This window comes from Lachnotalea glycerini (assembly GCF_003201285.1).
Lineage (GTDB): Bacteria > Bacillota > Clostridia > Lachnospirales > Lachnospiraceae > Lachnotalea > Lachnotalea glycerini.
This window is the reverse complement of record NZ_QICS01000002.1, coordinates 198300-224889: the sequence shown is the minus strand read 5'-3', so window position 1 is coordinate 224889 and position 26590 is coordinate 198300. Positions and strand designations below refer to the sequence as shown.

The window sequence follows — 26590 nt, the reverse complement described above, 5'->3', positions numbered from 1 at the left end:
TCTTTTGCTATACTATTTGTAAAAGTACAGAAAGGTGAAAATTGTCATGAATAATGAAATTGATGAAATTACTGCTTCAAAAGTAACGGTCGAAATTATTGATAAAAAAACAGGTAAACTTTTTCGCCGTACATTACCTATGGACTATAGAGAAACCTACACTGGTATAAAGCTATCAGGTGAAAATTTAAACGGAGAACCAAGTGATATCGTTTTTTTTAGTGAAAAGGGAATTGCTAAATTAAAGGATTTATCCGGTCAAGGTTCTGACAATCCATCCTGCAATGACCATGGTAGTCTGGAAAAGTAGCTTTCAACGTATTATTTGTATACTATTCTAGTATATTTTGTATTGATAGCTTTGTTTTTATACATTTTTCCATTATTTTACCAGCAACTCTATATATTTTTTGATCATTTTGTATAATTCAATTATAAACTTTCGACATTCTTTGTCAATGGATTTTGAGTTAGAAAAGTGTAAGACTATTATTCTATTTTGAGAATAATAGCACTTTAAAAACCGTCATAAAGGTTTCCCTTATGACGGTTAAATTGATACTCTTTGTAATCTTAACTATGAAACTTAAAAATTTAATTTTTTCATTAGTTCTGCTTTGTTTATAATTCTAAGATATGTTTTAATACTGCATCAGAAAATAGGATACCCTCAGGAACAATATTCGTATTGGTCTTTGCTTGCATTTGCTTTTTCAACAACTCCGGAGCAAAAGCTATATCGGCAACCCTTAACATAGAAATATCAAATTCGCTGTCTCCTGCTGCAATGATTCTTTTTGCTTTCAACTTTTCCTTCAATCGTAACACTGCATTTCCTTTATTAAGGTTTTTGGGCATTACATAAACTTTTAATCCATTAGTAAAAGTTTCCACTTTGTTTAAATTTAACTTCTCATTTAATCCAGCCAATGTTTCCTTTGGACTTTTGCTTTTAGTAAATAAAAATAACTGATTAATATTTCTAATTTCAAAATTGATGTTGGAATCCATTTTAAGAATTTCAATTGCCTTTTTCAGCTCACTTTGTGCATTTGATATCATGTCCAGAGACTTATGATACCAGGCATCATCTATCAGACCTTTTTTTAATAAAATACCGCCGTTACACACCAAAGCATAATCAGGTTCATCTATACCAAAATCGATTCGTTTGTATTGTTCAATCGTTCTTGTTGTGGTTGGAACAAATAGTTCCTTTTCGCATATTTTATGTAAACGCTCATAGGAATACTGAGTCATAAACGAAATTTCTCTGCCCTGATATAGTTCCACACATTTTTTATTACTGCCAATTTCATGCTTATAAGAATAAATCAGTGTATTGTCTATATCAGAATTAAATATATTCATGATAAGTCCTCCAAAAAAATCGGTATGTGTTATTTATTATAGCACATACCAATTTTATAAACTTTTTATTCTTTATTTGCTGTTAAGCTTTTACGAATTAAATCAATAGGTATCATTGTAAAACCAAGAACAAAAACTAGCAGCCAGCCCTTTATTCCAAATGGCACACAGCTAAACATATTTCCAATCCAAGTAAAAAGTGCAAGCGGTATTAAACCTGAATTAACAATTAATGCCTGTATGATGATAATCATAAATATTACTCTTAAAAACCCTGTATTTTGATCCAATCCTTTTAATATTCCAAAGCCCTCATCTCTTACGTTAAATCCATTAAACAAAGCACTTACAATAAACAATACAAAATAAGCTGTCAACTGCTGTTCTTCACTATCAAAAAATGATTCAAAAAATGGAAGCTTTAAAAATGCAAAACTTAATATTGTAAGCCAAATACCCATAACTAGTATCTGGGTCATCATTTTCTTACTTATAATATTTTCATCTCTTCTTCGCGGTTTTTCTTTCATATATTTTTCCTGCGCTGGTTCATTTCCAAGCATAATGGCTCCCAAGCCATCCATTACTAAATTAACGAATAAAAGATGTGTTACTTTAAGTGGTTCTTCAATTCCAAAAAATGGTGCGATAGCACTGACAACAACCGCTGCTACATTAATCACAAGCTGGAATTTACAAAATTTAAGTATATTATGATAAATTGTTCTTCCGTACCATATTGCATCCTTGATTGACTTGAAATTATCATCTAAAACGACAATTTTTCCAGCTTCCTTTGCTGCCTCGGTACCGCTTCCCATTGCAAATCCGACATCAGCACGCTTTAAAGCCGGTGAATCGTTTACACCATCTCCCGTCATACCTACAACCAAATTCATTTCCTGACACAGTCTTACCATCCTGGATTTATCCGTTGGCAGTGCGCGTGCAATCACTCGAATCGATGGAATCATCTCTTTTACTTGCTCGTCACTCATTTCATTTAACTTTGCAGAAGTAATTACCTTGTCTGCTTCACCTTGAATCAGTCCTGCATCCTTTGCAATTGCCATTGCTGTTTCTAAACGATCTCCTGTAATCATGACTACCTGTATACCTGCTTTTTGAACTTCTTCAATTGCAAACTTAGCTTCAGGTCTTACATCATCTCTAATTCCGACTAATCCAATGATAACTGTATCTTTGTTAATTTCATTTTCACACATGCAATGCTCGGAATATCCAAATGCCAGTACACGCATAGCCTTTGATGCCATTTCCTCTATTCTTTTATTCAGCAGTGCCTTATCTAATTCTTTTTCATTACCCTCTTTGTCTAAATAATGGGTAGCTGACTCAATCAAACGCTCCGGTGCTCCCTTATAAAAGGTTTTCCCCATGCTCTCAATTCTCGCCTGACTAAATTTATTTGAGGAATTAAAGCTTTGACAGGCAGTGATTGTAATTTTTTTATTTCCCATTAATGCATGGTAAGTATCTTCACCTATAAATTTCATTAAAGCCTGATCTGTTGCATTGCCGCCAATTACTCTGTGCTCTGCATCAAACATAGACAATGTATTTTTTCCAATCGCACAGTCGATCAGCTCCTTAACCTTTGTATGCTTACTTAATTCACTGATTGGTATCAGATTTCCATCTGCGGTAAAAAAGTCTACTACCTCAAGCATACCTTTTGTAATGGTTCCTGTCTTATCGCTGAATAAAATATTAAGTGAACCGGCGGTTTCTATACCCTCTGCCTTACGAACCAATACATTATGTTCTAACATTTTACTTGTATTTTGCATTAAGACAAGAGAAATCATTAGTGGCAGGCCTTCCGGAACAGCACAGACTATAATAACAACCGCAAGGGAAACTGCATCAACAATATCCTTTATCACTTCCGACGCTCCAATTGAAAAATAAGCACTAAAGCCTCCTGCGGAAATTACAAAATAACCAAAATATAATACTGCAATTACAATTGCTCCAATGTATCCAAATGTGGAAATCTGGCCTGCAAGCTTTGAAAGCTTAACCTTAAGTGGAGAATCCGGCTCATCTTCTTGCATTTCCTCTGCCATTTTGCCCATCATGGTTTTCAAGCCAACCTTGCGAACATCAAGTATTCCTTCTCCGTCAAAAACAACAGCTCCTCTGAATAAGGACTGCTTATCTACAAAGGTATCACCTGTAATTTCTTCTGTGAGCTGAAAGTCTTCTTCTACTGCTTCCTTTTTACATTCTTCCGCTTCTCCATTTAAAGCTGAATTGTCAATACTTAACTCTCCTAATACAAGAACTCCATCAGCAGGTATTTTATCTCCCGACTGTAGGAGTATTTTATCTCCCACAACGACATCATCCACATCATTAACTACAACATCGCCATTTCGATACACCTTACATTGATCCTTCTTGGTACTGTCCTTTAATTCCCGATATTTCGTATCACTTGCTACACCCGTTTTTGCGGATACAAAAGCAACAACCAACACTGCAACAATCGTACCGACTGGTTCATAAATCTCTGCATATCCAAAGAAAAACATAACAATCATTAATGCTGCGATTGCCAGAAGTATTTTTATCATTGGATCGCTGAATGTTTCCTTAAATTCCTCCCAAAACGTGGTTGGCTCAGAATCTGGAATTGTATTTGAACCATACTTAGACCTAGATGCTTCGACTTCTTTATCTGAAAGTCCGTTAAAATTCATGTCTTAATTTCTCCTTCATGGTTAAATAGGAGAAAGAGAAACCCTTTTATTATGGCTTCACTTTCTCTTCTTTACTATTTCTTATCGATATCTGTTTACTAGTGCTTCTAGTCCCTGGTCATTTGTACCCTGTCCTATCGCATTAAACTTCCATTCCTCATTATGTCTGTAAACTTCGCCAAAAATCATAGCCGTCATTCCGGAGTAATCCTCAGACAAGTTATACTTGCACATTTCACTGTTCGTTCTACTATCAACCAGACGAATGAAAGCATTCTGTATTAATCCAAAATGCTGGCCTCTTTGAGCAGCCTGATAAATATTAACCACCAGTACAATTTTATCATATTGCTGTGGAAGCTTTGAAAGATCAACTACTATCTGTTCATCATCTCCGTCTCCCGCGCCAGTCAGGTTATCTCCCATATGTTGTACCGTTCCTGATGCATGCTTTAAATTTCCAAAATATATAATATCTTCCTTACCAGCTAATTTACCATTCTTTAATAATATAGCAGATGCATCACAATCAATTGGCTTTGGTTTCGCCGCAAAGAAGCCGGCTTTTACCTTTACTTCATCCCATCCTAAACCAATCAATACTTTAGAAAGCCCTGCATTGTCCTTTGATAAGCTGACTTTCTGCCCTTTTTGCAAACTAATTGACATACTCTATACCAAACTCAAGTAAACGTGTACGCATGTTTATTTGAGATGCAAACACAGAGATTGATTGTTGTGTTTGCATTATCCTTTCATTAAAATTCTTTTATCTTATTTATGTCCTGCTCTCCATTGTATACCCCAATGAAATTCTCTATCCAAGGCTTCATGTCCCTGATAGAATTGAACTATTTTTTCAACACTAAAGGTCTCGTCATTGATATTTTCCAGCAATGCCAATCCACACATTTTATTCGTAGAATTATAGCTGTCCATTTTAACTAAAATATCCTCTGCACCAGGATATTTTATGGTAACAGTGGCATCTGCCTGCTGCCAATTTGCAACCCCTTCGTAGATGAATGTATATACTAAAATTCTTTTAATCTTGCATAACTGATCCCCATTGATTCTTAGGTTTTCTCCTGCAATAGAGTTACCCGTTCTATCATCTCCATCAAGCATAATATAAGGTTCATTATTTAGATTTCCAAAAGCATTACCCAATGCTTGAACCGTTCCTTTTCTTCCATCTTTTAGTTCAAATAAACAGCCCAAATCCAAGTCAATTCCTTTCGAACCAAATAAACCCGATAATATGCCCTGCTTCACAGGTTTTGAATTCCAATTTAAATTCACCAGAATTTCGCCTAACCCCCTAGATGGATTCTTTTGTAAACTTATTTTTTGTCCCTTTTGTAAACTGATTGCCATTTAAAGGCCTCCTATTCGACATCAACGCCAAAGTTTGCACATAAAGCAGCTAAACCTCCCTGATACCCGCTTCCAATTGCATTAAATTTCCACTCATTATTATTTTTGTATAATTCACCAAATACAGCAGCAGTCTCAATTGAGAAATCCTCTCCTAAATCATAACGAAGTATTTCTTCCCTTGTATCCTCATCATAAATTCTTATAAAAGCATTATTAACCTGTCCAAAATTCTGACGCCTGACTTCTGCTTCATATATTGTTACAGAAAATGCAATCTTACTGATATTTGACGGAATGGAAGATAAATTAATTTTTATCTGCTCATCATCTCCATCTCCTGCTCCTGTTAAATTATCGCCCATATGCTCTGCACATCCAGAAGGGTGCTTTAAATTTCCAAAGAATACAAAATCCTCAGTCTTTGAAACCTTACCGCTGTCTGTTAATAAAAATGCTGCGGTATCTAGATCAAAATCGCCTCCTGTATCAAAGCTATTGACATCCCAGCCCAATCCAACTACTACTCTGGATAAACCAGGATTACCTTTTGTTATACTAACCTTTTGCCCTTTTTGTAAGCTAACTGGCATACTTTCTACCTCCTATGCTACGTCGATTCCATAGTGGCCACACAACGCTGCTAAACCACCCTGAAAACCGCTGCCGATTGCATTAAATTTCCATTCCCCATTGTTTCGGTATAATTCGCCGACAACAATAGCTGTTTCAATAGAAAAATCCTCTCCAAGATCATAACGTATTAATTCAACATTTGTTGTTTCATCTACAATTCGAATAAATGCATTAGAAACCTGACCAAAATTCTGACGTCTTACTTCTGAATCATAGATCGTAACAGTAAACGCTACCCTTTGTATATTAGAAGGTATTTTGCTTAAATCAATTTGAATCTGTTCATCATCTCCATCGCCTTCACCAGTCAAATTATCACCCATATGTTTTACAGATTCACTTGCATGTTCAAGATTTCCATAGAATACAAATTCTTTCTCTGTCGGGCACTTACCACTATCACTCAGTAAAAATGCTGCTGCATCTAAGTCAAATGCTGCTCCTGAATCGAATGCATTTACATCCCATCCTAATCCAACCATAATGTTTTTTAGTCCCGGATTTCCCTTTGTTAAATCTACTTTTTGTCCCTTTGATAAGTTAATTGGCATTATTTTTTCCTCCTATAATTGCAATTTATTTTTTATCTGGCATATGATACATCTTGTTAAACTCTGATTTAATATTTTCTAATCTTGCCTGATCCTCAACACGCTTCTTTCGAGCGTTTTCCTGTATTTGTTTTGTTTCATCAATTCCACTGACAATTGTTTTCCAAGTAGTTTCAAGTGTTTCAATTTTGATAGAGCTTCCCGATGCTAATCTGGCTGTCATTTTAGACTGTTCCACTGTATTTTTGGCATTTTTAATTAGCATTTCATTTGTCTTTTCATCCAATGCAGACATTGCTTCCGCCTGAATTTTTTGTCTTTTCAGCATAATTGCCTGTGCTAAAGCTTGTTTGAATATAGGAAGTGTAACAATGAATGCAGAGTTGATCTTACGAACTAAATTCATATTGCTAAATTCCATTGTCTTGATCATTGGAATTGACTGAATTGCAACATTTTCTGCTGTTCTAAGATCCTGTGTTCTTTGCTCAAGCATCATTAAAGCCTGCTCTAAGCTTTGTAATTCAAATTGTATGGAATTATCACTTGTTGCTTCCATATCCGTTCTTCTTTGAGTAATATAATTTTCAAGCTCCTTACAGCCTTGCTCTCCTGCTAAAATATACTTTACCAAATCATGATAATAATTCACATTTGCCTGAAACATTTCATCCAGCTTACGATTTGACTGTTTTATTTCTGATTCATATTGCTTTAGCTGAACATAAATCTTGTCAACTTCTTCGCCCATATTGTGATATTTTGCTAAAATTTTATCTAACTGTTTTCTAAGGTTTCCAAATAACTTATCAAACAACCCCGGATTGTCCTTAATTTCTTCTATATCAAATTTCGACATAACTTTAGCCAGCGTATTTAACATCTCGCTTGAACCGTCCAACTGTGACATATTCATACTGTTTAGTACAATATCTGAAGCCTTTGATATCTCCTCTGCAACTGTTGATCCAAATGAAACGATTGTCTCTAAATTATTAACTTCAATTTGGCTGACAAGCGTATCCACTTCACTTGAATTAACTAGCTGTGAATTCATCTGCTGCCTGTCCGCAACAATATCATACTGTTGTACCACCTCTATTTCATTTTGTGGCTCCAATGTTGCAGAAGGCATTTGTGTTTGTGCTTTACTAAAATCTAAACCCATTTCAGCTACCTCTCTTAAATAATTTTTCTCTCCACGTATGTAGTGGATTTGATGAAAGAGTATCAAAATTAGGTATTTGTAAATCATACATATACTCACCTATTTGATATTCCTCCATGAGCTTCCTTGTAAAAAATCTTTCAACATTTTGATATCCGGTTGGAATAAAGAACAAAACATCAAATCCCAGTAAATTCAAAAATGCGGTGATAATACTGTCCTCAAGTGTAATAGTACTTTCGGTCGTATTAATATATATCATCTTAGGATTTTTCTTTGTAAAATCAAATTTTTGAATCATCCTGATAATATCTTTGTTTAGATTTAGAACAGTTGCAATAATTGTATATTCTGTTCCATTCTCAAAGGTACCCTGAATCAGCCTCTGCTCAATCAATGCTTGTAGTTTGTCTAAAATATGCTCCTGACTCTCATCTCTTAACACACTATATGGATAGGCTTTGTGCGCTTTGATTTTTTCTTTCATTAATCTTTTGTTCTTTAAAAATTCAGTTACAAACGGCTTAATTGGATTGCTGTCCGTTCCTTTCACAATTGGTTTGTTTTTCACAACCAAGGTATCATTCGTAATTAATTCTTTGACTCTGTCCCAATATTGAGTTACCATACTGTCCTTGACACCGGAGATTTTAGAAAAGATGACCGGTATATTCACTATCCCATTTAACGTACTAAAGTTTGGCCGGTATTTTAATTCCTGATCCCATAATATAGCAATTTCCTCATACATCGTTTGCAGAGTTAGAGAAACTGCTTTATCATACTGCATATTACGATACATACCCGAATCTTGATACATCAAAGTATCCAACTCTCTTTCGGCATGGTATGCCGCAGTTCCCATATGTATGGAAGCATTTTCTACTGGAAATTTATCAACTGCCAAAGATTCTGTATAATTGATCTCGTATAACATTTTATCTTGTAACAAACATGATTGATTTCGATTCGGAACTAAAATAATTACGTCAACAGGCAGCTTTGCTAAAAGTCTTAAAAACAAGGCCTCATATTCATTCTTGCACCCGCCTAAATAAATAAAGCATGCTATTTCTGCATTTTTCCAACTCATAAATAAAAATTTCTGATACCGCTTAAGCCAGCACAACAAATATACCGCTTTATTCGTTAATTTATTTAAATTCAATTCTTCTTTCTTACTTTCCTCTATTACAACATCTATATATGCTTTATTCATTAATCTTTGCAATTCTAAATTTGCAGTATATTGAATGTTATTTGTTAAATCTAATATCATCTGTTCCTTATTCTGATAATGGTTTCTTCGGATTTCGGATATTTCTTCCATTGACGGCGGTTCAATTTGGTTCTCCACTACAACTAGCTTTCGTTGATTACTTTTTATTTGAAGCTGAAATTGAAATAATTCATTGATATATGTCAGCTTATCTTCCACGCCATTGATTCTTATAAAGCCGTTATAAAATAATTTGGAATCATTTCCTCTGTCTGGAACACTCTTTAATATATCCTCTAGACCTGCTCCACTCATCCAAGCATTGGTACAGTTTGTCATCTGAGGCAGCGTTCCATATAACTGTCTTACTTTTAAATTATTCTCCTGCTCTTTCCTTAAACATTTAATATTAAATCCAGGTGGAAATTCTTGCATTCCAGCTTCATTATATGCTAAAGAAAGCTTTGATCTGGGATCTAATTTCAAGTAATTATTATCTCCATTATATTGTAATAATACGACATCACATCCAGACTTAGATAAGATTGCAATAAGCTTTAGCTCATAGTTACTAATATCACCTTCATAAAGAATCTTTGGAATCTTATTCTCTCCTAATTGGTTAACGATTCTTTCAAATTTATAATAAAGCCAGCACATAAACTTAATATATGCATTTTTAAGCATATTATCATTTTTGCCCTCTTTTCTCATTTCATCCAGAGTATCAAACAATGACGTTGCAACATTACTTCGCTGATAATCGTTCATTCTAGGCAGCCATTTTTTTAAGCTTGCAGTAAGAAAGCCCACACTCATTTCAAAATTCAGTCCCATTATTTCATCATAGTAGGATAAATTTTTTTCATCCGGATTGGGAATTTTTCCTTCAATAATAACTCCTGATGTTCTTGCTGCTTCATAATATTGTAATATAAAATTTTTAATTGCTTCACTGTATCCATTGAAGCGGCAAAAATAAACGATATCATTCATTCTGTTAACTCGTTCATTAAAAAAATCATCCAATCTTGAAATCTCTTTATTTTTAAACATAATTCCCTATTTCACCCTTAATATCTATGCATTTTTTCTTTGTTCATTATGTATCCTAAACAAGCTCCTACCGCTCCACCAAGAATATGCGTCAAATTCGCTACATTATTTTGAATAAACATGCCTTCATAAATCTGACCACCAATATAGATAAAAGTAATTAATAGAAACGTTAAAGGAATCTTGCCTTCCTGGATACTGGTTAACGAGGAAAGTAATATTAAAGCAAAAACCACTCCACTTGCACCAAGTAACTGTGTATATGGAAAAAATATAAAATTAACAATTCCCGTAATCAAAGCAGTTGACAATATGACAAACAATAGATTAAGAGAACCATATTTCTCTTCTAGCAAAGGACCAACCACTAATATCAATGTAATATTGCCTATAAAATGCTCCCAGCCTGCGTGACCAAAAATATGTCCCACGAATCTTACATAGGTTAACGGACTTAATAAAGAGGAATGATAAACACTAAAAATATAATTGTTTGATGCTCCTCTGGTAATAGAATTTAAAACCAAAGCCACTAAACATATCAAGGAAAAGCCTAATATAACTGGTGAATTAAACGAAACTCTAACTTTTAATTTTTCTTTTGACATATTATTCCTCCACTAAATAGTAACGGTTTTATCATACTATATTTCGCCCTTTTTTTCAATCATGCGAATAGTAATATCCGACAATTTGATAATATTGTAAGAATTTCTTAAAAATTTAGCTGCTTGAATAAGCCTTTATAACCTTTTATAATCCATTATAGTATTAACACAATTGAAAATAACTTATACAACTAAATACTATCCTTGTTTATAAGATTACAAATAGGCGCATAATTACTGTCAGACATTTTATATTTTGCATGTTATTTTAACATATTTAATGATATTATACTACCAATGGAGAAATAAGAGTGATATAATTAGTACCACATTCTTAAAGGAGATTTTGCATGAAAAATTCAATTATATACTATAGTGTCGGTGCACTATTATATTGTCCGGCTAACAATGGCAGCATTGTAGATTCCATTGTAAATGAAAGGTTTGGCAAGCAATTTTCTTTAGCACTTTGCTTAGAAGATACCATAAAGGATAACCTTGTTCATGAAGCCGAAGCACAACTCGTTTTGTCTTTAAAATTATTGAAAGCAAAAACACTAGAACAATCATTTTACATACCCAAACTATTTATCCGTGTCAGGGAAGCTGCCCAGATGAAAAATCTGATTCACGCTTTGGGTGATAGCCAATCTATTGTAACAGGGTTCATTTTACCTAAGTTTTCCCTTGAAAATGCAAATTTGTATCTATCTGAAATCAGAAGTATTAACTCCGGTATACAAAAATTTTATATTATGCCAATTTTAGAAAGTCCAACTATGATCGATTTGCAAAGCCGCTATTATATTTTAAGTGCGTTGAAACAATATCTGGATTCGGTTAGTGAATGGGTGTTGAACGTTCGTGTGGGTGGTAATGATTTGTGTAATGTATTTGGTTTTCGACGTCATGTAAATGAGACAATATATGATTTAAAGCCAATTGCAGCTATTTTAACAGATATTATAACGACATTTGGAAGAGATTATGTGATTTCTGGTCCTGTTTGGGAATATTATAACGGTAATTTCTGGGAGATGGGTCTTTGTCATGAAATAGAAAGGGATATTCAAGCTGGATTTACCGGAAAAACTGTAATTCATCCCAATCAGATATCGATAGTGAATCAAGCTTTTAAGGTTGAACAAGCTGATTATGATGACGCTGTTTCCGTATTAAACTGGAATCCGGACAGTACAAATCTTGTATCCGGTAATTTTACGAATGAAAGAATGAATGAGCATAAGACTCATTGCTGTTGGGCTCAAAGAATCCTTTATATGGCAAAAATTTATGGTATAAAAACCTCCACTCCCCTAATTTCTAATTATTAAGGAGAAACAGCTTGATAACATTTTTAGCTAATAACAAGATAAACGATTTTATCGTTTCATCTTGTTATATTCTTTATTCTTGATTTATACTTTTTCTACCAATGATTTGCGCTGTTTCAATATAGGATACTTTCTTTTCTTCCCGTTCTAAACTCCAATGTATTCTGTTTCCTAACAATTGTTGCAATGCAATATTTGGTATATTTATTTTAGCTGCCAGACAGCTCATATAAAGCCCTCCTGACATTCTGGTGTTAATCTCTAGCAAGTATGCTTTACCATTTAAAAGCTTGAATTGTATGTTACAAGGATTTTCAAGTGGAAACATGTGAAGAACTTCCTCACACATTTCAATGATTGCATTATCATATCGAATCATTTCATCCCTATATTTTCCCTTTATTCTTGGAATAGCAATTAGTCCTTGGCTTGTTCTTAAGCAATCAACACTTATTTCATCCCCCGATAAATAAGGCATAAGAATGATGTCTTGAAATTCTTTGTGTTCTTTTAATACTTTACAAACTTCCTCGTAAGAAACTTTGTTACTCGGATAAGAGGACAGCGCTTTAAAATGGTCTGCCTGCTTATCAAAAATACGAAAGCTCATACCTCCTTCATCTCGAACAAACTTCATACAAAGACGTTCATATAACAAATCCAGCTCCATATATGCCTTTTCAAAGTCTTCCAAGCGATTGACCACTCTATATTCAGGAATATATACTCTGCTGCTTTGATTGAAACTTTCATAAGTCTTCGCCTTATCATTTAGTATTGCTATCCATTGATAATCATCAACCAAAACCTTAACATTCAATGCGTAAAATTTTTCTTTATTCTTACTGATTTCTACCATTTTTCTTCTTGGAACAAATACGTCTACTTCATGCTCTTTGCAAAATTTTAAGCAATACTCAATATATTCTTTTGTATCTAGTATCGGTTCTTCATACCATTCATCACAAACATTTTGCAGGACGCTTTCATAGCGCTGATTACTGCCTATCACATAAATCTGCTCTTTAACATCCTTTTTCATCAAATCTATAATATGATAGGATGTGCTAAACCAATGATTAAACCAAACCTTTATCATAATTTCTCCTAAGCATCTGCTAATTTTTTAATGATTCCGCTTGCTTTGTAATTTCTAAGAGGATAATATTCCACCTCTACCTTTTTTTCCTCTGCCAATCGAATGATTGGTGCTAATGCGATATCATTTTTACATTGGTCACTGATTAACACCTTCCAAGGCACTCTTCGAAGCAGTACACGAGTCGTTTCCCCTATTCCAGGCTTTATCAAATTAATATCATCAATACTATATTTATTTCTAATTTCTTTTACTTCATCAATTCCTTGTTGTTGTAAAATAATAGCATCCTTTTCATTATCAGACAAAAAGTCTTTCTCTATCTTCTCTATAAACTCATAGGATAAATCCTGATTGATTAAGTCTTCATAGAATACAGCACCATGAAAGTCATCCTTACCTATTATATCGCTCCTTAAAAAGGTTCTGCTGATTAAACCTGAAACGGTGCAGTTTAAACAGGAGCTTGGGATTAATATATCCTCATGTGTTCCGCACAAATCTGTTATATTGGCAGGATCTGCAAGCACAGCAAGCTTTGAAGATACCCCTTTAAATTCTGCTGTAGCCTTTTCCAGTTCACGAAGAATTGCTCCCTTTCCAATCCAACCGTCAACAAACAATAAGTCTTTGGGCTTATGCTTGCTTAATAGATAATTCATTGCATTTTTGTCAATCCCTTTTCCTCTTATGATTGATATGGAATAATGCTTAATATCTTCTTTATATTTCCATTTTATATAACGCTTCAATAAAATTCCGATTGGTATTCCAGCTCTGGCCAGTGAAACCAATACAACTTTCTCTCCCTTACATTTCATAATTTTGTCAGCAAGGTTTCCTACTGCTTGAGCCGTTGGTTTTGAAAATAAATTTAAAGACTCGTAATATGCCTGTAAATATATTTCGGATGGTGAATATTCAATCGGCAGCATTTCGCAATAATGTCTGCCTTTTTGAATTAGCCGTTCTCTTACTTTTGTTGTTTGTGGTTCTACCAATCCGGTAATGTCCTTTAATAGCAGCTCCACATCCTCTTTTTTATATGTACTTCTCATTCTAAACACCACCTAATTAAGTGAATTGTTTTATTATTCTTGGCCTTTAATGCCATAAGCAGGGAATTCTCACCTGACTCACTATTATTTCTTGCAGCATCTGTTATGACAAATATCTGATCATATTGTTCTAGATCATATAAATAAGTGACCCTTTCCTCATCATAAAAGCTTTTTAATTCATATCTGGAGTGTAACGGATATGAATCTTCACTGCTTACTGTAATTGGGCTTCTTGTTGTTGCATGAAATTTAACCCTTAAACCGGATCGTTCCATTTTATCTGCAACAAACAGGGCCGGATACATAAATTCTTCTGTCCCTAAGACCAAAATGCTTTGTACTTTGTCAAATACATATTTAGCATTTATTTGATTCCATAACCCAACACAAGCCTCTTGCATCACTTCTCCCTGTGTCAGTCTCCTTGCATTAACAGCGTTTGTGCATAGAAGCTCATCCGTATAATGACAAGTTAAATCTTGCATGATACTAGTGTAGCTGCCATCTCCATAATAGTTATCTGCTATTTTTTCGTATTGCGAATGGTCTGTTTTTACCAAATAATACATACTAATATTATATTCCTGATATTTCCTTAGCGCTGTTTCATCCATTCCATTAAGCAAAGAGGCTACGGCAAAGGATACTCTACTTCTATATTTTTGCTCAATTTCATGAATAATATTCATAATGGTATTGCCTGTGGTTACTTCATCCTCTATAAATATAATTCGATCTGCTAAGGGGATAGCCACATCCATATCCTCCTTAATAAGCTTTTGCTCAACAGCGTGGCTGTGAGCTTCAGAAAAAAATAAATAATTTACTTGTTCAACGTGCTCTCTCGTCGTTTGAATATAATCGCAATTTAAATAAGCAGCAACCGCAGCCCCTATTGCTGTTGCCGTTTCCGCAAACCCAACTAGCAAAAGACGTTTTCCCTCATTATCTTTTTTAACTTGCTTTGCTAATTCTTTAAACATCGTTAATGCCAGCTTTGGCTCGACTGGCACATGCTTGCCCTGCAATTTATTGACAACTAAATAGTTTCTCTTCTTATTATTCTCTCGTTTTGCAATTCCAATCAGCTCTGTCTCTTGATACATAGAAAACCTCTTTCTTTTGAATTTAGACACCTTTGATTCTATCATTTTTTTTAGCTTTATGCTATTAAATTATACCATGATATTTTTATTTTAAAAAAGAAGCCTTTGTCTAATTCAAAAGCTTCTTTTTCGTGCATTAAATATTTAAATATTATCAGAAAGATAGTTTTTGTTACCAAGTCTGCCAAGCATTCCTAATTATGTTATGTATGAGATAAAAATCAAAGCAGCTTACTATCAGTCATAAAAATTGTATCCATATTAATTTTAAACAAATACTATTTTAAGTCATAATTTTATTGAAGTTTAAACTTTTTCACTTCTTGTTGTAATGTCTGTGCCTGTGCAGCCAGTTCTTCACTAGAAGCTGAGCTTTCTTCTGCTGTAGCTGCATTTGTCTGAATGACAGCGGAAACCTGTGATAAGCCCTCATTAATCTGTTCTATCGCCTGTGCCTGCTCAGAGGATGCTTCAGCAATTTGTTGTACTGCTTCCTCAACAAGTCCTGATTTTATCGCTACATCTTGAAGAATTTGTACTGTCTCATTTGCCAGTCTTTCGCCTTCCGAAACAGTGTTGACAGAATGTCCAATTAGTTCTGCTGTCTGTTTCACCGCCTCGGCTGATTTAGCCGCCAAATCACGAACTTCATCTGCAACCACTGCAAAGCCTTTCCCTGCATCACCTGCTCTAGCGGCTTCTATGGCAGCATTTAACGCCAAAAGATTTGTCTGTGCTGCGATATCCTCAATCGTCTTTGTAATGCCGGATATTTTTTCAGAAGCATCACCGATTTCTTTCATTGCCGTATTGAGCTGCTTCATATGCTCATTACTTTCATTAATTCCCACACCGGCCTGAGATACGTAGTCAGAAGCATTACGCACACTAGAAACATTTTGCTCTGACTGAGTCGCTACATCGGTTATAGATGCACTTAATTCTTCCACTGCCGCTGCCTGCTCCGTAGCTCCTGATGCCAGTGCCTGTGCCGCAAGTGAGACCTGATCTGATCCCATACTGACTTGCTCCGCTGCTGAGCTAATTAGCTTTAATGTCTGATTCAAATCCTTTATAATTTTCTGCAATGCAAGCCCAAGGATATCCTGATCTGAACGCAGTTGTACTTCCATTGTAAAATCTCCATTACTTACACTTTCCGCTGCTAAAACCTGCTGTTTAATGCCGTCAAGCATTTTCATAAATGTATTCGCAAGCTGCCCCGTTTCATCTTTTGAATTGATATTTTCTAAATGAACATCAACATGCCCCAATGCAATTTTTTCTGCTGCCTCTACTACTTGTTCAATTGGCTTACTAATCATTTTAGATATTTTCAAGCCAAGGTATACCGCTATTCCTGCTCCCAGTATGACACAAGCAATCAACAAGATTGTCAATACGCCAGCGGTGCTGTCATTCGTATCACTGGAGCTTTTAATACTGCTCATTCGATTCGAAAGCAAAAGTTCAAAATCATCAAATATCTTTTGTATATCTTCTTCCTGTGCTTCCAGTGCAGCAATTGCTGTTTCTTGCTTACCTGCTTTTACAGCCTCGAGAGTCTTTTGTATTGCAGGGTCAAACGAATCGTTAAATAACTGTTTTGCTTCATTGACTAGTGCTATCGAATCAGCCGTTTCTACTGTGTCAAGATAACTATCAGTCATACTAAGAAAATTGGCCTTTTCACTATTATAGCTTTGTTCCAATTCTTCGAGTTTTTGCGTGTCACCAACTTGCACGAGCATATTTTCTGAATCAACACGAACTTGATACAAGCTTTGTATCGCACTAACCAGGCTTGTAATCGGAACAGTCTTATCCTTATACATATAGGTATCCATTTTATTAATCTGAACCATGCCGGTAATACCTACACCACCAACCACAATCAAAATAAATGTGAGCGTTAAAAAGCCTGTCAAGAGCTTACGGGAAATACTAAAATCTTTAAAATTCTTCATAAAAATCACCTCTGCCATTTCGATTTTCTTGTCATTTAGCAACCAATATCACTTATTTAGAACTAATTTAGCTCATTTTTACTTTTCTACAGTTTCATTCACTATTCTGCCACCTCTTCATTTTAATTTTTAATGAATTTTCTCTAAATATAGGTTAAACTTATTTTATACAGCAGTTAATAATAAAGGAAAAATTGGCAACTATAATTGTATTAATAATTATATGCTAATTCGCAGTATATAACATACCATACCCTTTTACATATAATTCTGCATTTATCAGATGTCAGCTTAATTATAGACGGAGCAATTGACGGCTATGCATTTTGTTTGACATTAAGCATATACATATCATTAAATTTTTCTATGGCAACTTTTTTTTGTTCCATAAGTGAATGCGCATAAATGTCAAGTGTAATAGAAACACTTGAATGACCTAATATTTCACTAAGTGTTTTTATATCTACGCCTAATTCTAGAGCACGAGTGGCAAAGGTATGACGTATTGCATGAAATTTACGTTCCTGCAATTTCAACTCTTTTAATATTTTCTTAAATAGCTTTTGGTAACTACGAGGGTCAGAAGGCACATCTTTTCCGGAAAATATATACTCATGATTAAAATCGCACTCTATACTTTCATTTATCAATTTCAGTAAAAATGCGGGTAGAGGAATTTTTCTGACTGATTTTCTACTTTTGGGTGTTCCAACAAGTAATACCGTTTTATAAGGTTCCTCTTCAAAGATTCTAGTTCTGGACACCGTTCTCATGATAGACATCGTACCTGTTTCTATATCAATATCACTCCACTTTAAAGCACAAAGCTCACCAAGACGTATTCCTGTATAAAAGCATACAACGATCCCAATTGCACGTCTATCTTGTGAATGTAAAGCGGCGTCTACAATCAGCCTTTGTTCTTTCATAGAGAAAACCTGCACTTCTTTGTCCTCTGTTTTAGGAAGTCTGACTAAATCAATCAAGAAATGACATTCTGGCGAATCTTTTAATATTTCTTTCAGCGATATTTTAAAAATTGCAAGTATTTTTTTTTTGGAAGCTTCAGCAAGCTCTTGCTTTTCTTTTACCATTCGAACAAAGCCTGCAATCGAATCCTGCGTTATCTTGTTATTTTCGCTTTCTGAAAAGAATGGAATTACATGCCTATGCATACAACAATAATAGCTTTCATAGGTGGATGGTTTTACCCTAAGAGAAATTTCTCCAACAAGCCACGCTTCAAATAGTTTGGGAGCATGATTTAACTGATCTGACTGCCCTTTTTTAGAAAAATCTTTTTGCTCCAGAAAAAGTTTCATTTTTCCTTTCACCTCTTTATAGGTTCGGGCATAGAAATACTGATATTTTTTATCTTGCTTCATCAGCCTTCCCTCCCAACGTCCATCTTTGCGTTTATAAATGTTTTCTCCTCTGCGTGACATTACAAAATCTCCTTTGCTTGATTATATATTACCTGACGCTTGGTCTGACGGCGAATTTAATCAAAAACACCAAAAACGTCTTGCATTTCATATTATATTATTTATATTTTCCTAATTACAACACTACAATAATAAATTAAGTTGCTATTTGACAAATAATATGTGGTTGATGTATAATAAATTCTGTCGAAATATACAATAATATAGGGTATGGTATGTTATATACTGCGTCCATTTATGTATGAAAAGGGAAAGAATCTTAGTTAATTCTTTCCCTTTTCAATACTCTTCTATTTTAATAATATACTTTCATTACTATTATTAATAACCTACCCCTTTGCATGATAGCTGCTGGTTTTATCACTATTATAACTGATTCCAGATTTGTTGTAGTTAAAGCTGCTGTAAGTGCTCTTATTTAAGGAAGCCAGATTTGTTTCTGCATTTACCTCTACACTTTTACTTTTTGATGCCACTTTATATACAAAGGAACCGTTTGTTCCAAATACTTTCTGTATGGCAGAGATATCAGCGGTTTTCAATTTTTCTTGATTCACACTGAGCGTTCCTGCTTTCGTCTTTGTTATACCTATGTTCTTAAGTGCTGTTTCATTTTGTGTGACATAGTTACGTAATTGCTTGGCATACATGTTATTTAAAGATCCACCTATATTATCTAGCTTATTTAGCATCGTATTATAATCATCAATAAAACTATTGATAACTTTTAAAACACTTTCCTTAGCCTTTGCTGATTCTGCCGCTGTCAATTCATTTGTTTCACCTAGCGTATTTTCGGCTGCAGTACTATTTTCTTGTGCTGCTTTTACTGAGAGTGCTTTTCCAAAAAGTGAATCACTACCAGTTGCCAACAGCTTTGCGGCATCTTCCTGTACTTTGCCCGCTACAGTCTTAACTGCCGTATAGTTCGTTTTTAATTGTGTTGTGGTAGAGGTTTGATATTTGGATGCTGTTGTTTTTTTGCTGTTTAGTGCAGATAATATAGAGTTTGTTGTCGTACTTTTATTCGACGTTGTATTTTTTTTAGATGCTGCACTTCTACTACTTTTTCTTTCTTTCATCGCTTGTCTTGACGCTTTTGTACGAGCAAGACGTATACTCAATTTACTTTCGATTCTCATAGTCTCATTCTCCCTTTTTGTATAACTAGATCTAATCTACTACTACTCAATGAGTATATCGGAAATCATTTATTACAATTAAACCTTAATGTAACGAATTGCTGCTATTGTGTAACGAATTATCTTGAGCGTTTCCTTGTAGCATTATTGTCAGAACAAATTCTTTGTCATTTACGTTATATTCAGCTTTTCCAAAATACTTTTTTGCACAGCTTCTGATATTCTTAAGTCCCATACCATGAAGCATTGTTGTATCTTTTTTGGTACTCAGAAGCTCTCCCGATGCATCCATTTGCAGTATGGAGTCAAAGCTATTTTGTACTTCAATAAAAAACATATTCTTTTTCGAATAAGAAAACAGTTTAATATACGCATTTCTCTTTTGTTGTTTTACTGCTTCTAACGCATTTTCCAGCGCATTATTTAATATGATACTGATATCAAACGCACTGAATTGAAGTCCTTTAGGATAGAAGAAATCACAGGTAAAAGAAATTCCTCTCTTATCAAGCTCTCGCATTTTACGGTTAATGACCACATCGGTCACGGGGTTACCTGTTTGATATTTTAAGTCAAGCTGCTCTACCGTATCACACAATCCATCCAGATATTTTCTCATTTCCTGTTTATAACGTGGAGTATCCACTTCAATGCCCTGAATCAAAGACTCCATGTCAGCAACATAGTTTTTCATATCATGCTTCATTCCACGAATTCCATCATAGAGATGCTCCACATCCATCATATGCTCTCCCATATTTTTTATCTGATTCTTATAAGTTTGAATTTGAATTTCTTTTTCACTGCTTTTGATTAATTCGTTCAATACTTTAACTCCCCCTAATATAGCTACAATACATAAAGAAGAGATTGCAGGAATTAGAAAGTATGTCTCAGGATTATGATCCATAAGAAAATAAACTTCCTTTCCCTTTATAGAATACATAATGCTTCGCAGTAAAATACTAAAACAAAAACCAATTAAACTGGGAACAGCCAATAACATGATTTCACTTGTTTTGATTTCTCTTTCTTCCATGACAAGAAGCTTTTTTAGCTGCTTTAAAATTATGTAAAAAAGTGATAAAAAAACTACTAAAAAAATCAGATTCCAAACAAGCTGGGCGACACTAAAAACAATATTTTTATCTTTAAATACTGCTCTATTTTCAATTGCAAACATATGACTGATCCATTTGTTAATGGCGGTCAAGAGAAATATAAACACTGAATGTAACGTGAATTTTGTCAATTCGCTTAATGTAAAGTACGTAAATGTGAGATATAAAATCTCAATTTTCTTATTAGTATAAAGGATAAAAGAAAAAAGGATTGTGATACACATACTTACTAGAATTACTAAAATGCTTGTCCTGTTTGATTTCGGAATCATAGTTTCTCCATAAAGAAGCCGTTTCATAACCGGTATATTTGTTATAAGCATCCGTACTAACACAAACTGCGAAATAAGAAGCAAAGATGCAGCTCTCTTTGTCTTGTATTTCGAACTCATTGTAAGAATATCCGCCAGCAAGAAAACAATCAGATAGCCCCTGATGATATTCTCCCCTAAATCCATGATTAAAAATAATACGCGTTCCATCCTGTCTATCTCCTTCGAAGATATTCCATATAAGCAGTTACAAAACTGTTGTATTTTTGCTTGGCCATACAGACTTCTTCCCCACTTTTCAAACGAATATGCGTCATATCATAACTCGTAACTGCATCCAGATTAATTAAATATCCCCTATGGCAGCGAAAGAATTGACCTCCAATCTTTTGTTCCAGATCATCCATTTTCTCATAAAAAGTAATATTTTCACTTCTTGTATGTAAAATAATCTTACGTGCTTCATTTTCAGCGTATAAAATTTCGTCTTTTTCAATCCTGCGATAAATTCCCTCTGCCTTAATAATCAACGGTTCACTCCTTGTTACCAGTAAACGCTCATCCACTGCTCTTTTGAATACTTCTTTGAATTTTGTTTCATCAATTGGCTTTAAGAGATAATGAAATGCTTCCAAATCAAAAGCATCAAAGACATATTCTTTTAACGCTGTAATAAAAATAATGATTGCATCTGAAGTTTTACGAATAATTTTTGCTGTCTCAATTCCATTTAAATCTACCATTCTTATATCCAAAAATAAAATATCAAACTTAATTCCTTCTGCTATTAATTCTTTTCCTGAGCCATAGACAGACAATCTGCAAGCTGCCTCATTCTTAATTAAATTTTCTATATAACAACGCATTCTCTCATCGTCATCACAAATCGCTATCTGTAACATGTTGTCCCTCCATTTTGCATAACTATAGCCGATATGGTTTATATCGGCTATCCAAGTAGAATTATTTAATTGATTAATTGCATAATAGATACAAAATACTTTGTAATGCAAAAATTCGAGATCTTCTTCATTATACTGGTTAAAAGGGCAGTCTTGCTCCTCTAATGCATTCTGGATGATATCCTTGATCCGTTTCGCACTGAATACGCTGTATCTCAAAATAGCACAATGCATTTGCTGATAAAGTAATATCAAAATTCATTGCATTATGATTCACTTCATATTGTTTGGTTCTAATTTGAGGTCGGGCACATTCTCGTAGAAGCACTAATTGCTCTTTGGATGGATATGCTGGTGAACCCATGTCAATCCAAGTTTTTAACGGATTACATGTCAGCTCATCCACTCGTTTCATAATCAAAATATAGAAACCGTTATTTAACTCAATTGTAAAGTGCAATGTCACATTTATATTTACATTCTCCTCAACCGGATACCAGGCAATCCCATGCAAATTATCCTCACTGTCCTTAGTTATGATAAAATACTCACTTCGTGCAATTGCGTTTGAGCCCAGATTATGAAAGAAAGAAAACGCCCAAAAGGTAGGTTTTGGAATCATTCCATTTGCTACTAATCCAAAACAGCCAGAAAACGGCGTAAAAGCAACCCCGGATTCTTCAAAAACATCTCCAAAAGTCCAATAGGAATAAGAAGCGCAAAAATCACCCATTTCACTTAAAAGTCTTGCCACATAAGCTGCATTTAGATTGGTATCATGAATTGGATTAAGTGGCGTATATGAGGTATTAAATTCTGTAATATGCATTTCCATACCTGCATACTCAGGAAAACTATCAATAATTCTACGACTATTCTTTAGCTCAGACATCAATGACTCAGGTGACCTAAGTTTTTGATATTCGTAATGACCATCTTTTTTCGGCGCTTGCGTTGCGTAAACATGTCTTGTAACAAAATCAATCGAAACTTTGTTATTTGAACAATAGTTAAGAAAGCACATAAGCCAGTTCTCATCATCTACTCCACAAATTGCAGGTCCTCCAACCCGTATACGCAAATCACAGTTTTTTATCGCATTACTTGTTACGTTATAAAGCTTGAAATATTCCTCCCTATCGGCATCTTTCCAAAAGCCGGGAAGATTGGGTTCATTCCATACCTCAAATGGCCAAGTAATTACTTCCTCTCTTCCGTAACGGCTAATAAAGTGTTGTATTGTAGCCGTTATCAAATCAGCCCATTTTTGGTAATCCGAAGGTGGTGTCGTATTTCCTTTCCAATAAAATACTGTCTGATTTCCAGATGCCAGCTTTTCTGGCATAAAGCCTAATTCTACAAAAGGTTTAAGCCCCAGCGATTGATAGTCGTCAAACACCATATCAACATAGGTAAAATTATACTCTATTTTTTCTACGCCATCTTCTTCATACGTATGATAGATAGCCATATCATCACAAAATAATCCATGACCGCGAATATGTGAAAAACAAATTTCCTCTTGAACCTTTTTCAGTTGATTATGATATTCATTCCGTAAAGCAAGACTCATTCGTCCTGTTCCCACACAAAATGTTGCATTATTATTAAAGCTTACGCTGTCATCTATATGAATCTTATCATTATATATTTCCATAAATATCTCCGTTCATTTATTATTGTATCTCCCTTACTTTCATTGCGCACCCGACGCTATAGCTCTAGCATCAATTACCTTTTGCTGCTTTTGCATATCAAATGTAACTAAATCTTTCCACCCCAATCCATCCAATTGCTTTTTCATATTTGACCACATAGTTTTAAATTCTTCTTCGCTTCCGGCATAAATCATCTGCCAGGATGTATCACAAATCAATTGCCCACATTGACCGCGAATTAATGCAATATCTGTACTATCACTTGGTAAAATAATATTAACACTTGGTACAATCGTAAGCTGACCTGTCTTTTTTAGATATTCTACTTGGTTGTCTGCACCATACTTTTCACTCCATTCTTTTGTCATGGTAGTTTTGTTTGATTCTATATAAGAGCTCCACTTATCAGAGGCATAAGGCTCACCTGTTAACGTATTCGTAGCACTTCCAGATCCAATCCACTGATTTATTTTGCACATACCATCAGAATATCCGCCGCCACCGAATTCTTCTGGAACATCAAGATTTGCCATTAATGCATTTTCTCCCTCCTTTGTTAGTGTGTATTTCCCATCGTCACCTACGGTATAGTTAAATCCTTCAAGACCATCTTGCAAATAGGTATTACCTTCAGGACCCGAAAGCCAGTCTAAGAATTCAATGATTTTTGCTTTTTTATTATCATCTACCTGAGAACCAATTGCCCAAGCTCTTGTTTCTCCATAATATGTATCAGAAGTCTGATAGAAATTCATATCAGATACCGGTGCATAGATATATGCGTCATTATTATTACCGCGATCAATTGTGTTATAAAATCCTAGCTGCCAATTATACCACATTAATAATACTTGCTTATTTTTCATCTTCGTACATGCAGATTCCCAATCTTGCGTGCCTGAATCCGGATCAATTAAACCTCTTTGATTTGCTTCATAGAAGAAATGTAACAGTTTGTAATAGGCACCTGTGTCATCCGTAAGTTCCTTCATATCCCCTTGATTACTAAGCAAAACTGAACCATTCACTTCATAACCATACCATTTGGTAATCTGATTAACTGTCTCTATACTAGTATTATCCCAATCCGACCATAAAGAAAGAGCATATACTGGATCTTGGGAAGAATTTGTAGGATGTGCCTTCTGAATTTTTTCCATTACATTAAGTAAATCTTCTAAATTATTCATTTCAGGACAATCCAATTCAGAATAATAATCCCACGGAAGCATCGGACTTGAATAAACTCGAATATCTGAATACGTTGTGGGAGAAGTATTAGTCATATTGCAAGGTATTCCATAAAGCTTAGTTCCATCTTCTCCTTTCAAGTTTGAATTGTAGGTTTTAATCTGTTCTGTATACGTCTTCAAATTTGTTGTGGTTTGAAGCTCGTTTGTAATATCGGCAATTAAACCTGCCTGAACACAATCTTGAAAATCACTGTTATCCAAAATTATAATATCACCCAAATCTCCTGATGCACAACGAGTCTGATAAAGAGCTTTCCCATCTCCTGAAACCTGCGGAGCAATAATATTCAGCTTAATATTAAATTTATCCTGTATTATTTTAGCAAACCAACCCGACTGCTCTCCCTGGTAGTTGGCCGCAACACTATAAACCTCTAGCTCTAGTAAATCACTATCCGCTTCTGTAACACTACTGTTCTCTGTTACAGCCTCACTTCCTGTTTCCCTTGATGCAGTATCATTTGCAGAACATCCAGTCAGAACAATGAATAATGATAAAACAACGGCTAACAGCTTTGAAACAACTTTTCCATTTTTCATATAGAATCCTCCATTTTTTATATATATAAAGATGTTTTCCCATCTTTCTATTTTTTAACCTTTAACAGCTCCAATCATCATTCCCTTTACAAAATATCTTTGAAAGATTGGATATATTAGTAAAATTGGTGCAACAACTATAATTGTTACTGTCATACGAATCGAAGTTGCTGTCTGTACGGTAGCTAAGCTCTGTGCAACACTTGCACCGTTAGATGTACTATTAATAAGAGTCTTTAAAGAGCTTGCTTGGTTAATATACTGATAAAGGATAAATTGTAAGCTATATAATTTTTCATCTGTCATAAGTAACAGCGTATCTTGAAATGCATTCCACTGTCCCACTGCTGTAAAAATAGCCACAGTTGCCATAATCGGCTTAATTACCGGCAAAATTATACTTGTAAACACTCTCAAGGTACCAGCACCATCTATTTCAGCAGCCTGTTGCAATTCGATTGGTATCGACTCTACAAACGTCTTGGTTAGGATAATATAAAAGGGTGAGACAATACCGGGCAAAATATAGCCCCAAAAATTATTGGTAAGATGAAGATTTCTCATAGTCAAATACCAGGGAATGATACCTGCATTAAAATACATGGTTATTACCACATAACGGTACCATAGTTTTCTATGCCATAAACTGTCCCTGGTAAACATATACCCCAAAAAGGCTGTTGCAATTACTGTAAATAAGGTTCCTATAACAGTTCTCTCAATTGATATCATAGCCGCATTTGCCAACCCTGGTATCTTCAATGCATCCATGTAATTTTGAAAGTGAATCTGTTGCGGCCAGAAATTAATCGCTCCTTTTTCACTTAACTTATTTGAACTGATTGTATTAATAAAAATATAATAAAACGGATAAATACAAATGAATGCAAATATAGCAAAAACCACGTATGTGATGGCACTAATGAGCCAGTCTTTAAAGCTTTGCTTTTTATGAATCTTTCTTTTACTGATTTCCAT

General features: G+C 34.6%; 22 protein-coding genes. 2 read left to right on the top strand and 20 right to left on the bottom strand.

What is annotated here, in order from left to right; genetic code table 11:
* The first annotated feature begins 46 nt into the window (after positions 1-46).
* Positions 47-310 carry a hypothetical protein gene (locus C8E03_RS05345; RefSeq protein WP_094375695.1) on the top strand — a complete coding sequence of 88 codons (264 nt, stop codon included), beginning with the start codon at positions 47-49 and terminating at the stop codon, positions 308-310.
* 311 nt (positions 311-621) lie between these two features.
* Here the strand turns inward: C8E03_RS05345 and C8E03_RS05340 are convergent, their stop codons facing one another.
* From C8E03_RS05340 to C8E03_RS05300, 9 genes are all read right to left on the bottom strand, one after another.
* A complete protein-coding gene (locus C8E03_RS05340; RefSeq protein WP_110290500.1) occupies positions 622-1371 on the bottom strand; it encodes an HAD hydrolase family protein in 750 nt (249 codons plus the stop codon).
* Between the two features lie 65 nt (positions 1372-1436).
* The gene (locus tag C8E03_RS05335) at positions 1437-4097 is read right to left on the bottom strand and encodes a calcium-translocating P-type ATPase, PMCA-type (protein WP_110290499.1); all 2661 of its coding nucleotides are present in this window, start codon (positions 4095-4097) and stop codon (positions 1437-1439) included.
* A gap of 81 nt (positions 4098-4178) precedes the next feature.
* The gene (locus tag C8E03_RS05330; protein ID WP_110290498.1) at positions 4179-4766 is read right to left on the bottom strand and encodes a TerD family protein; all 588 of its coding nucleotides are present in this window, start codon (positions 4764-4766) and stop codon (positions 4179-4181) included.
* Between the two features lie 105 nt (positions 4767-4871).
* The gene (locus tag C8E03_RS05325) at positions 4872-5474 is read right to left on the bottom strand and encodes a TerD family protein (RefSeq protein ID WP_110290497.1); all 603 of its coding nucleotides are present in this window, start codon (positions 5472-5474) and stop codon (positions 4872-4874) included.
* Between the two features lie 11 nt (positions 5475-5485).
* Positions 5486-6067: a TerD family protein gene (locus C8E03_RS05320; protein ID WP_094375711.1), complete on the bottom strand. Its 582-nt coding sequence runs from the start codon at positions 6065-6067 to the stop codon at positions 5486-5488.
* A gap of 12 nt (positions 6068-6079) precedes the next feature.
* Positions 6080-6661, bottom strand: coding sequence for a TerD family protein (locus tag C8E03_RS05315; protein ID WP_094375712.1), 582 nt, complete (start codon positions 6659-6661; stop codon positions 6080-6082).
* A gap of 25 nt (positions 6662-6686) precedes the next feature.
* Complete coding sequence (locus C8E03_RS05310) at positions 6687-7829, bottom strand: toxic anion resistance protein (protein WP_094375713.1); 1143 nt, start codon at positions 7827-7829, stop codon at positions 6687-6689.
* A gap of 1 nt (position 7830) precedes the next feature.
* Positions 7831-10104: a YceG family protein gene (locus tag C8E03_RS05305; protein ID WP_110290496.1), complete on the bottom strand. Its 2274-nt coding sequence runs from the start codon at positions 10102-10104 to the stop codon at positions 7831-7833.
* Positions 10105-10121: 17 nt separating this feature from the next.
* Positions 10122-10712 carry a rhomboid family intramembrane serine protease gene (locus C8E03_RS05300; RefSeq protein ID WP_094375715.1) on the bottom strand — a complete coding sequence of 197 codons (591 nt, stop codon included), beginning with the start codon at positions 10710-10712 and terminating at the stop codon, positions 10122-10124.
* A 350-nt stretch (positions 10713-11062) separates the two neighbouring features.
* Here C8E03_RS05300 and C8E03_RS05295 point away from each other — a divergent pair, with 350 nt between their 5' ends.
* Positions 11063-12046 carry an HpcH/HpaI aldolase/citrate lyase family protein gene (locus C8E03_RS05295; RefSeq protein ID WP_094375716.1) on the top strand — a complete coding sequence of 328 codons (984 nt, stop codon included), beginning with the start codon at positions 11063-11065 and terminating at the stop codon, positions 12044-12046.
* Positions 12047-12119: 73 nt separating this feature from the next.
* On the opposite strand, the gene C8E03_RS05290 is transcribed toward C8E03_RS05295, so the two are convergent.
* From C8E03_RS05290 to C8E03_RS05240, 11 genes are all read right to left on the bottom strand, one after another.
* Positions 12120-13145 carry an ATP-grasp domain-containing protein gene (locus C8E03_RS05290; protein WP_110290495.1) on the bottom strand — a complete coding sequence of 342 codons (1026 nt, stop codon included), beginning with the start codon at positions 13143-13145 and terminating at the stop codon, positions 12120-12122.
* An 8-nt stretch (positions 13146-13153) separates the two neighbouring features.
* Positions 13154-14203, bottom strand: coding sequence for a cysteine protease StiP family protein (locus C8E03_RS05285; RefSeq protein ID WP_094375718.1), 1050 nt, complete (start codon positions 14201-14203; stop codon positions 13154-13156).
* Positions 14200-15312, bottom strand: a complete 1113-nt coding sequence (locus C8E03_RS05280) for a phosphoribosyltransferase domain-containing protein (protein WP_110290494.1) — start codon at positions 15310-15312, stop codon at positions 14200-14202. The genes C8E03_RS05285 and C8E03_RS05280 overlap by 4 nt, the downstream gene beginning before the upstream one ends.
* 296 nt (positions 15313-15608) lie before the next feature.
* The gene (locus tag C8E03_RS05275; protein ID WP_110290676.1) at positions 15609-17279 is read right to left on the bottom strand and encodes a methyl-accepting chemotaxis protein; all 1671 of its coding nucleotides are present in this window, start codon (positions 17277-17279) and stop codon (positions 15609-15611) included.
* 317 nt (positions 17280-17596) lie between these two features.
* Positions 17597-18724 carry a tyrosine-type recombinase/integrase gene (locus tag C8E03_RS05270; protein WP_094375720.1) on the bottom strand — a complete coding sequence of 376 codons (1128 nt, stop codon included), beginning with the start codon at positions 18722-18724 and terminating at the stop codon, positions 17597-17599.
* A gap of 329 nt (positions 18725-19053) precedes the next feature.
* A complete protein-coding gene (locus tag C8E03_RS05265) occupies positions 19054-19866 on the bottom strand; it encodes a hypothetical protein (protein WP_110290493.1) in 813 nt (270 codons plus the stop codon).
* Positions 19867-19951: 85 nt separating this feature from the next.
* Positions 19952-21469 carry an ATP-binding protein gene (locus C8E03_RS05260; protein WP_110290492.1) on the bottom strand — a complete coding sequence of 506 codons (1518 nt, stop codon included), beginning with the start codon at positions 21467-21469 and terminating at the stop codon, positions 19952-19954.
* Positions 21470-21474: 5 nt separating this feature from the next.
* A complete protein-coding gene (locus C8E03_RS05255; RefSeq protein ID WP_094375723.1) occupies positions 21475-22161 on the bottom strand; it encodes a LytR/AlgR family response regulator transcription factor in 687 nt (228 codons plus the stop codon).
* Positions 22162-22300: 139 nt separating this feature from the next.
* Positions 22301-23818, bottom strand: a complete 1518-nt coding sequence (locus C8E03_RS05250; RefSeq protein ID WP_094375724.1) for a GH39 family glycosyl hydrolase — start codon at positions 23816-23818, stop codon at positions 22301-22303.
* 39 nt (positions 23819-23857) lie between these two features.
* Positions 23858-25612, bottom strand: coding sequence for a type 2 periplasmic-binding domain-containing protein (locus C8E03_RS05245; RefSeq protein ID WP_094375725.1), 1755 nt, complete (start codon positions 25610-25612; stop codon positions 23858-23860).
* A 54-nt stretch (positions 25613-25666) separates the two neighbouring features.
* A complete protein-coding gene (locus C8E03_RS05240) occupies positions 25667-26590 on the bottom strand; it encodes a carbohydrate ABC transporter permease (RefSeq protein WP_094375726.1) in 924 nt (307 codons plus the stop codon).

Coding starts and splice junctions, on each gene's coding strand:
- C8E03_RS05345 (WP_094375695.1), top strand. CDS start 47: ATGAATAATGAAATTGATGAAATTACTGCTTCAAAAGTAACGGTCGAA.
- C8E03_RS05340 (WP_110290500.1), bottom strand. CDS start 1,371: ATGAATATATTTAATTCTGATATAGACAATACACTGATTTATTCTTAT.
- C8E03_RS05335 (WP_110290499.1), bottom strand. CDS start 4,097: ATGAATTTTAACGGACTTTCAGATAAAGAAGTCGAAGCATCTAGGTCT.
- C8E03_RS05330 (WP_110290498.1), bottom strand. CDS start 4,766: ATGTCAATTAGTTTGCAAAAAGGGCAGAAAGTCAGCTTATCAAAGGAC.
- C8E03_RS05325 (WP_110290497.1), bottom strand. CDS start 5,474: ATGGCAATCAGTTTACAAAAGGGACAAAAAATAAGTTTACAAAAGAAT.
- C8E03_RS05320 (WP_094375711.1), bottom strand. CDS start 6,067: ATGCCAGTTAGCTTACAAAAAGGGCAAAAGGTTAGTATAACAAAAGGT.
- C8E03_RS05315 (WP_094375712.1), bottom strand. CDS start 6,661: ATGCCAATTAACTTATCAAAGGGACAAAAAGTAGATTTAACAAAGGGA.
- C8E03_RS05310 (WP_094375713.1), bottom strand. CDS start 7,829: ATGGGTTTAGATTTTAGTAAAGCACAAACACAAATGCCTTCTGCAACA.
- C8E03_RS05305 (WP_110290496.1), bottom strand. CDS start 10,104: ATGTTTAAAAATAAAGAGATTTCAAGATTGGATGATTTTTTTAATGAA.
- C8E03_RS05300 (WP_094375715.1), bottom strand. CDS start 10,712: ATGTCAAAAGAAAAATTAAAAGTTAGAGTTTCGTTTAATTCACCAGTT.
- C8E03_RS05295 (WP_094375716.1), top strand. CDS start 11,063: ATGAAAAATTCAATTATATACTATAGTGTCGGTGCACTATTATATTGT.
- C8E03_RS05290 (WP_110290495.1), bottom strand. CDS start 13,145: ATGATAAAGGTTTGGTTTAATCATTGGTTTAGCACATCCTATCATATT.
- C8E03_RS05285 (WP_094375718.1), bottom strand. CDS start 14,203: ATGAGAAGTACATATAAAAAAGAGGATGTGGAGCTGCTATTAAAGGAC.
- C8E03_RS05280 (WP_110290494.1), bottom strand. CDS start 15,312: ATGTATCAAGAGACAGAGCTGATTGGAATTGCAAAACGAGAGAATAAT.
- C8E03_RS05275 (WP_110290676.1), bottom strand. CDS start 17,279: ATGAAGAATTTTAAAGATTTTAGTATTTCCCGTAAGCTCTTGACAGGC.
- C8E03_RS05270 (WP_094375720.1), bottom strand. CDS start 18,724: ATGTCACGCAGAGGAGAAAACATTTATAAACGCAAAGATGGACGTTGG.
- C8E03_RS05265 (WP_110290493.1), bottom strand. CDS start 19,866: ATGAGAATCGAAAGTAAATTGAGTATACGTCTTGCTCGTACAAAAGCG.
- C8E03_RS05260 (WP_110290492.1), bottom strand. CDS start 21,469: ATGGAACGCGTATTATTTTTAATCATGGATTTAGGGGAGAATATCATC.
- C8E03_RS05255 (WP_094375723.1), bottom strand. CDS start 22,161: ATGTTACAGATAGCGATTTGTGATGACGATGAGAGAATGCGTTGTTAT.
- C8E03_RS05250 (WP_094375724.1), bottom strand. CDS start 23,818: ATGGAAATATATAATGATAAGATTCATATAGATGACAGCGTAAGCTTT.
- C8E03_RS05245 (WP_094375725.1), bottom strand. CDS start 25,612: ATGAAAAATGGAAAAGTTGTTTCAAAGCTGTTAGCCGTTGTTTTATCA.
- C8E03_RS05240 (WP_094375726.1), bottom strand. CDS start 26,590: ATGGAAATCAGTAAAAGAAAGATTCATAAAAAGCAAAGCTTTAAAGAC.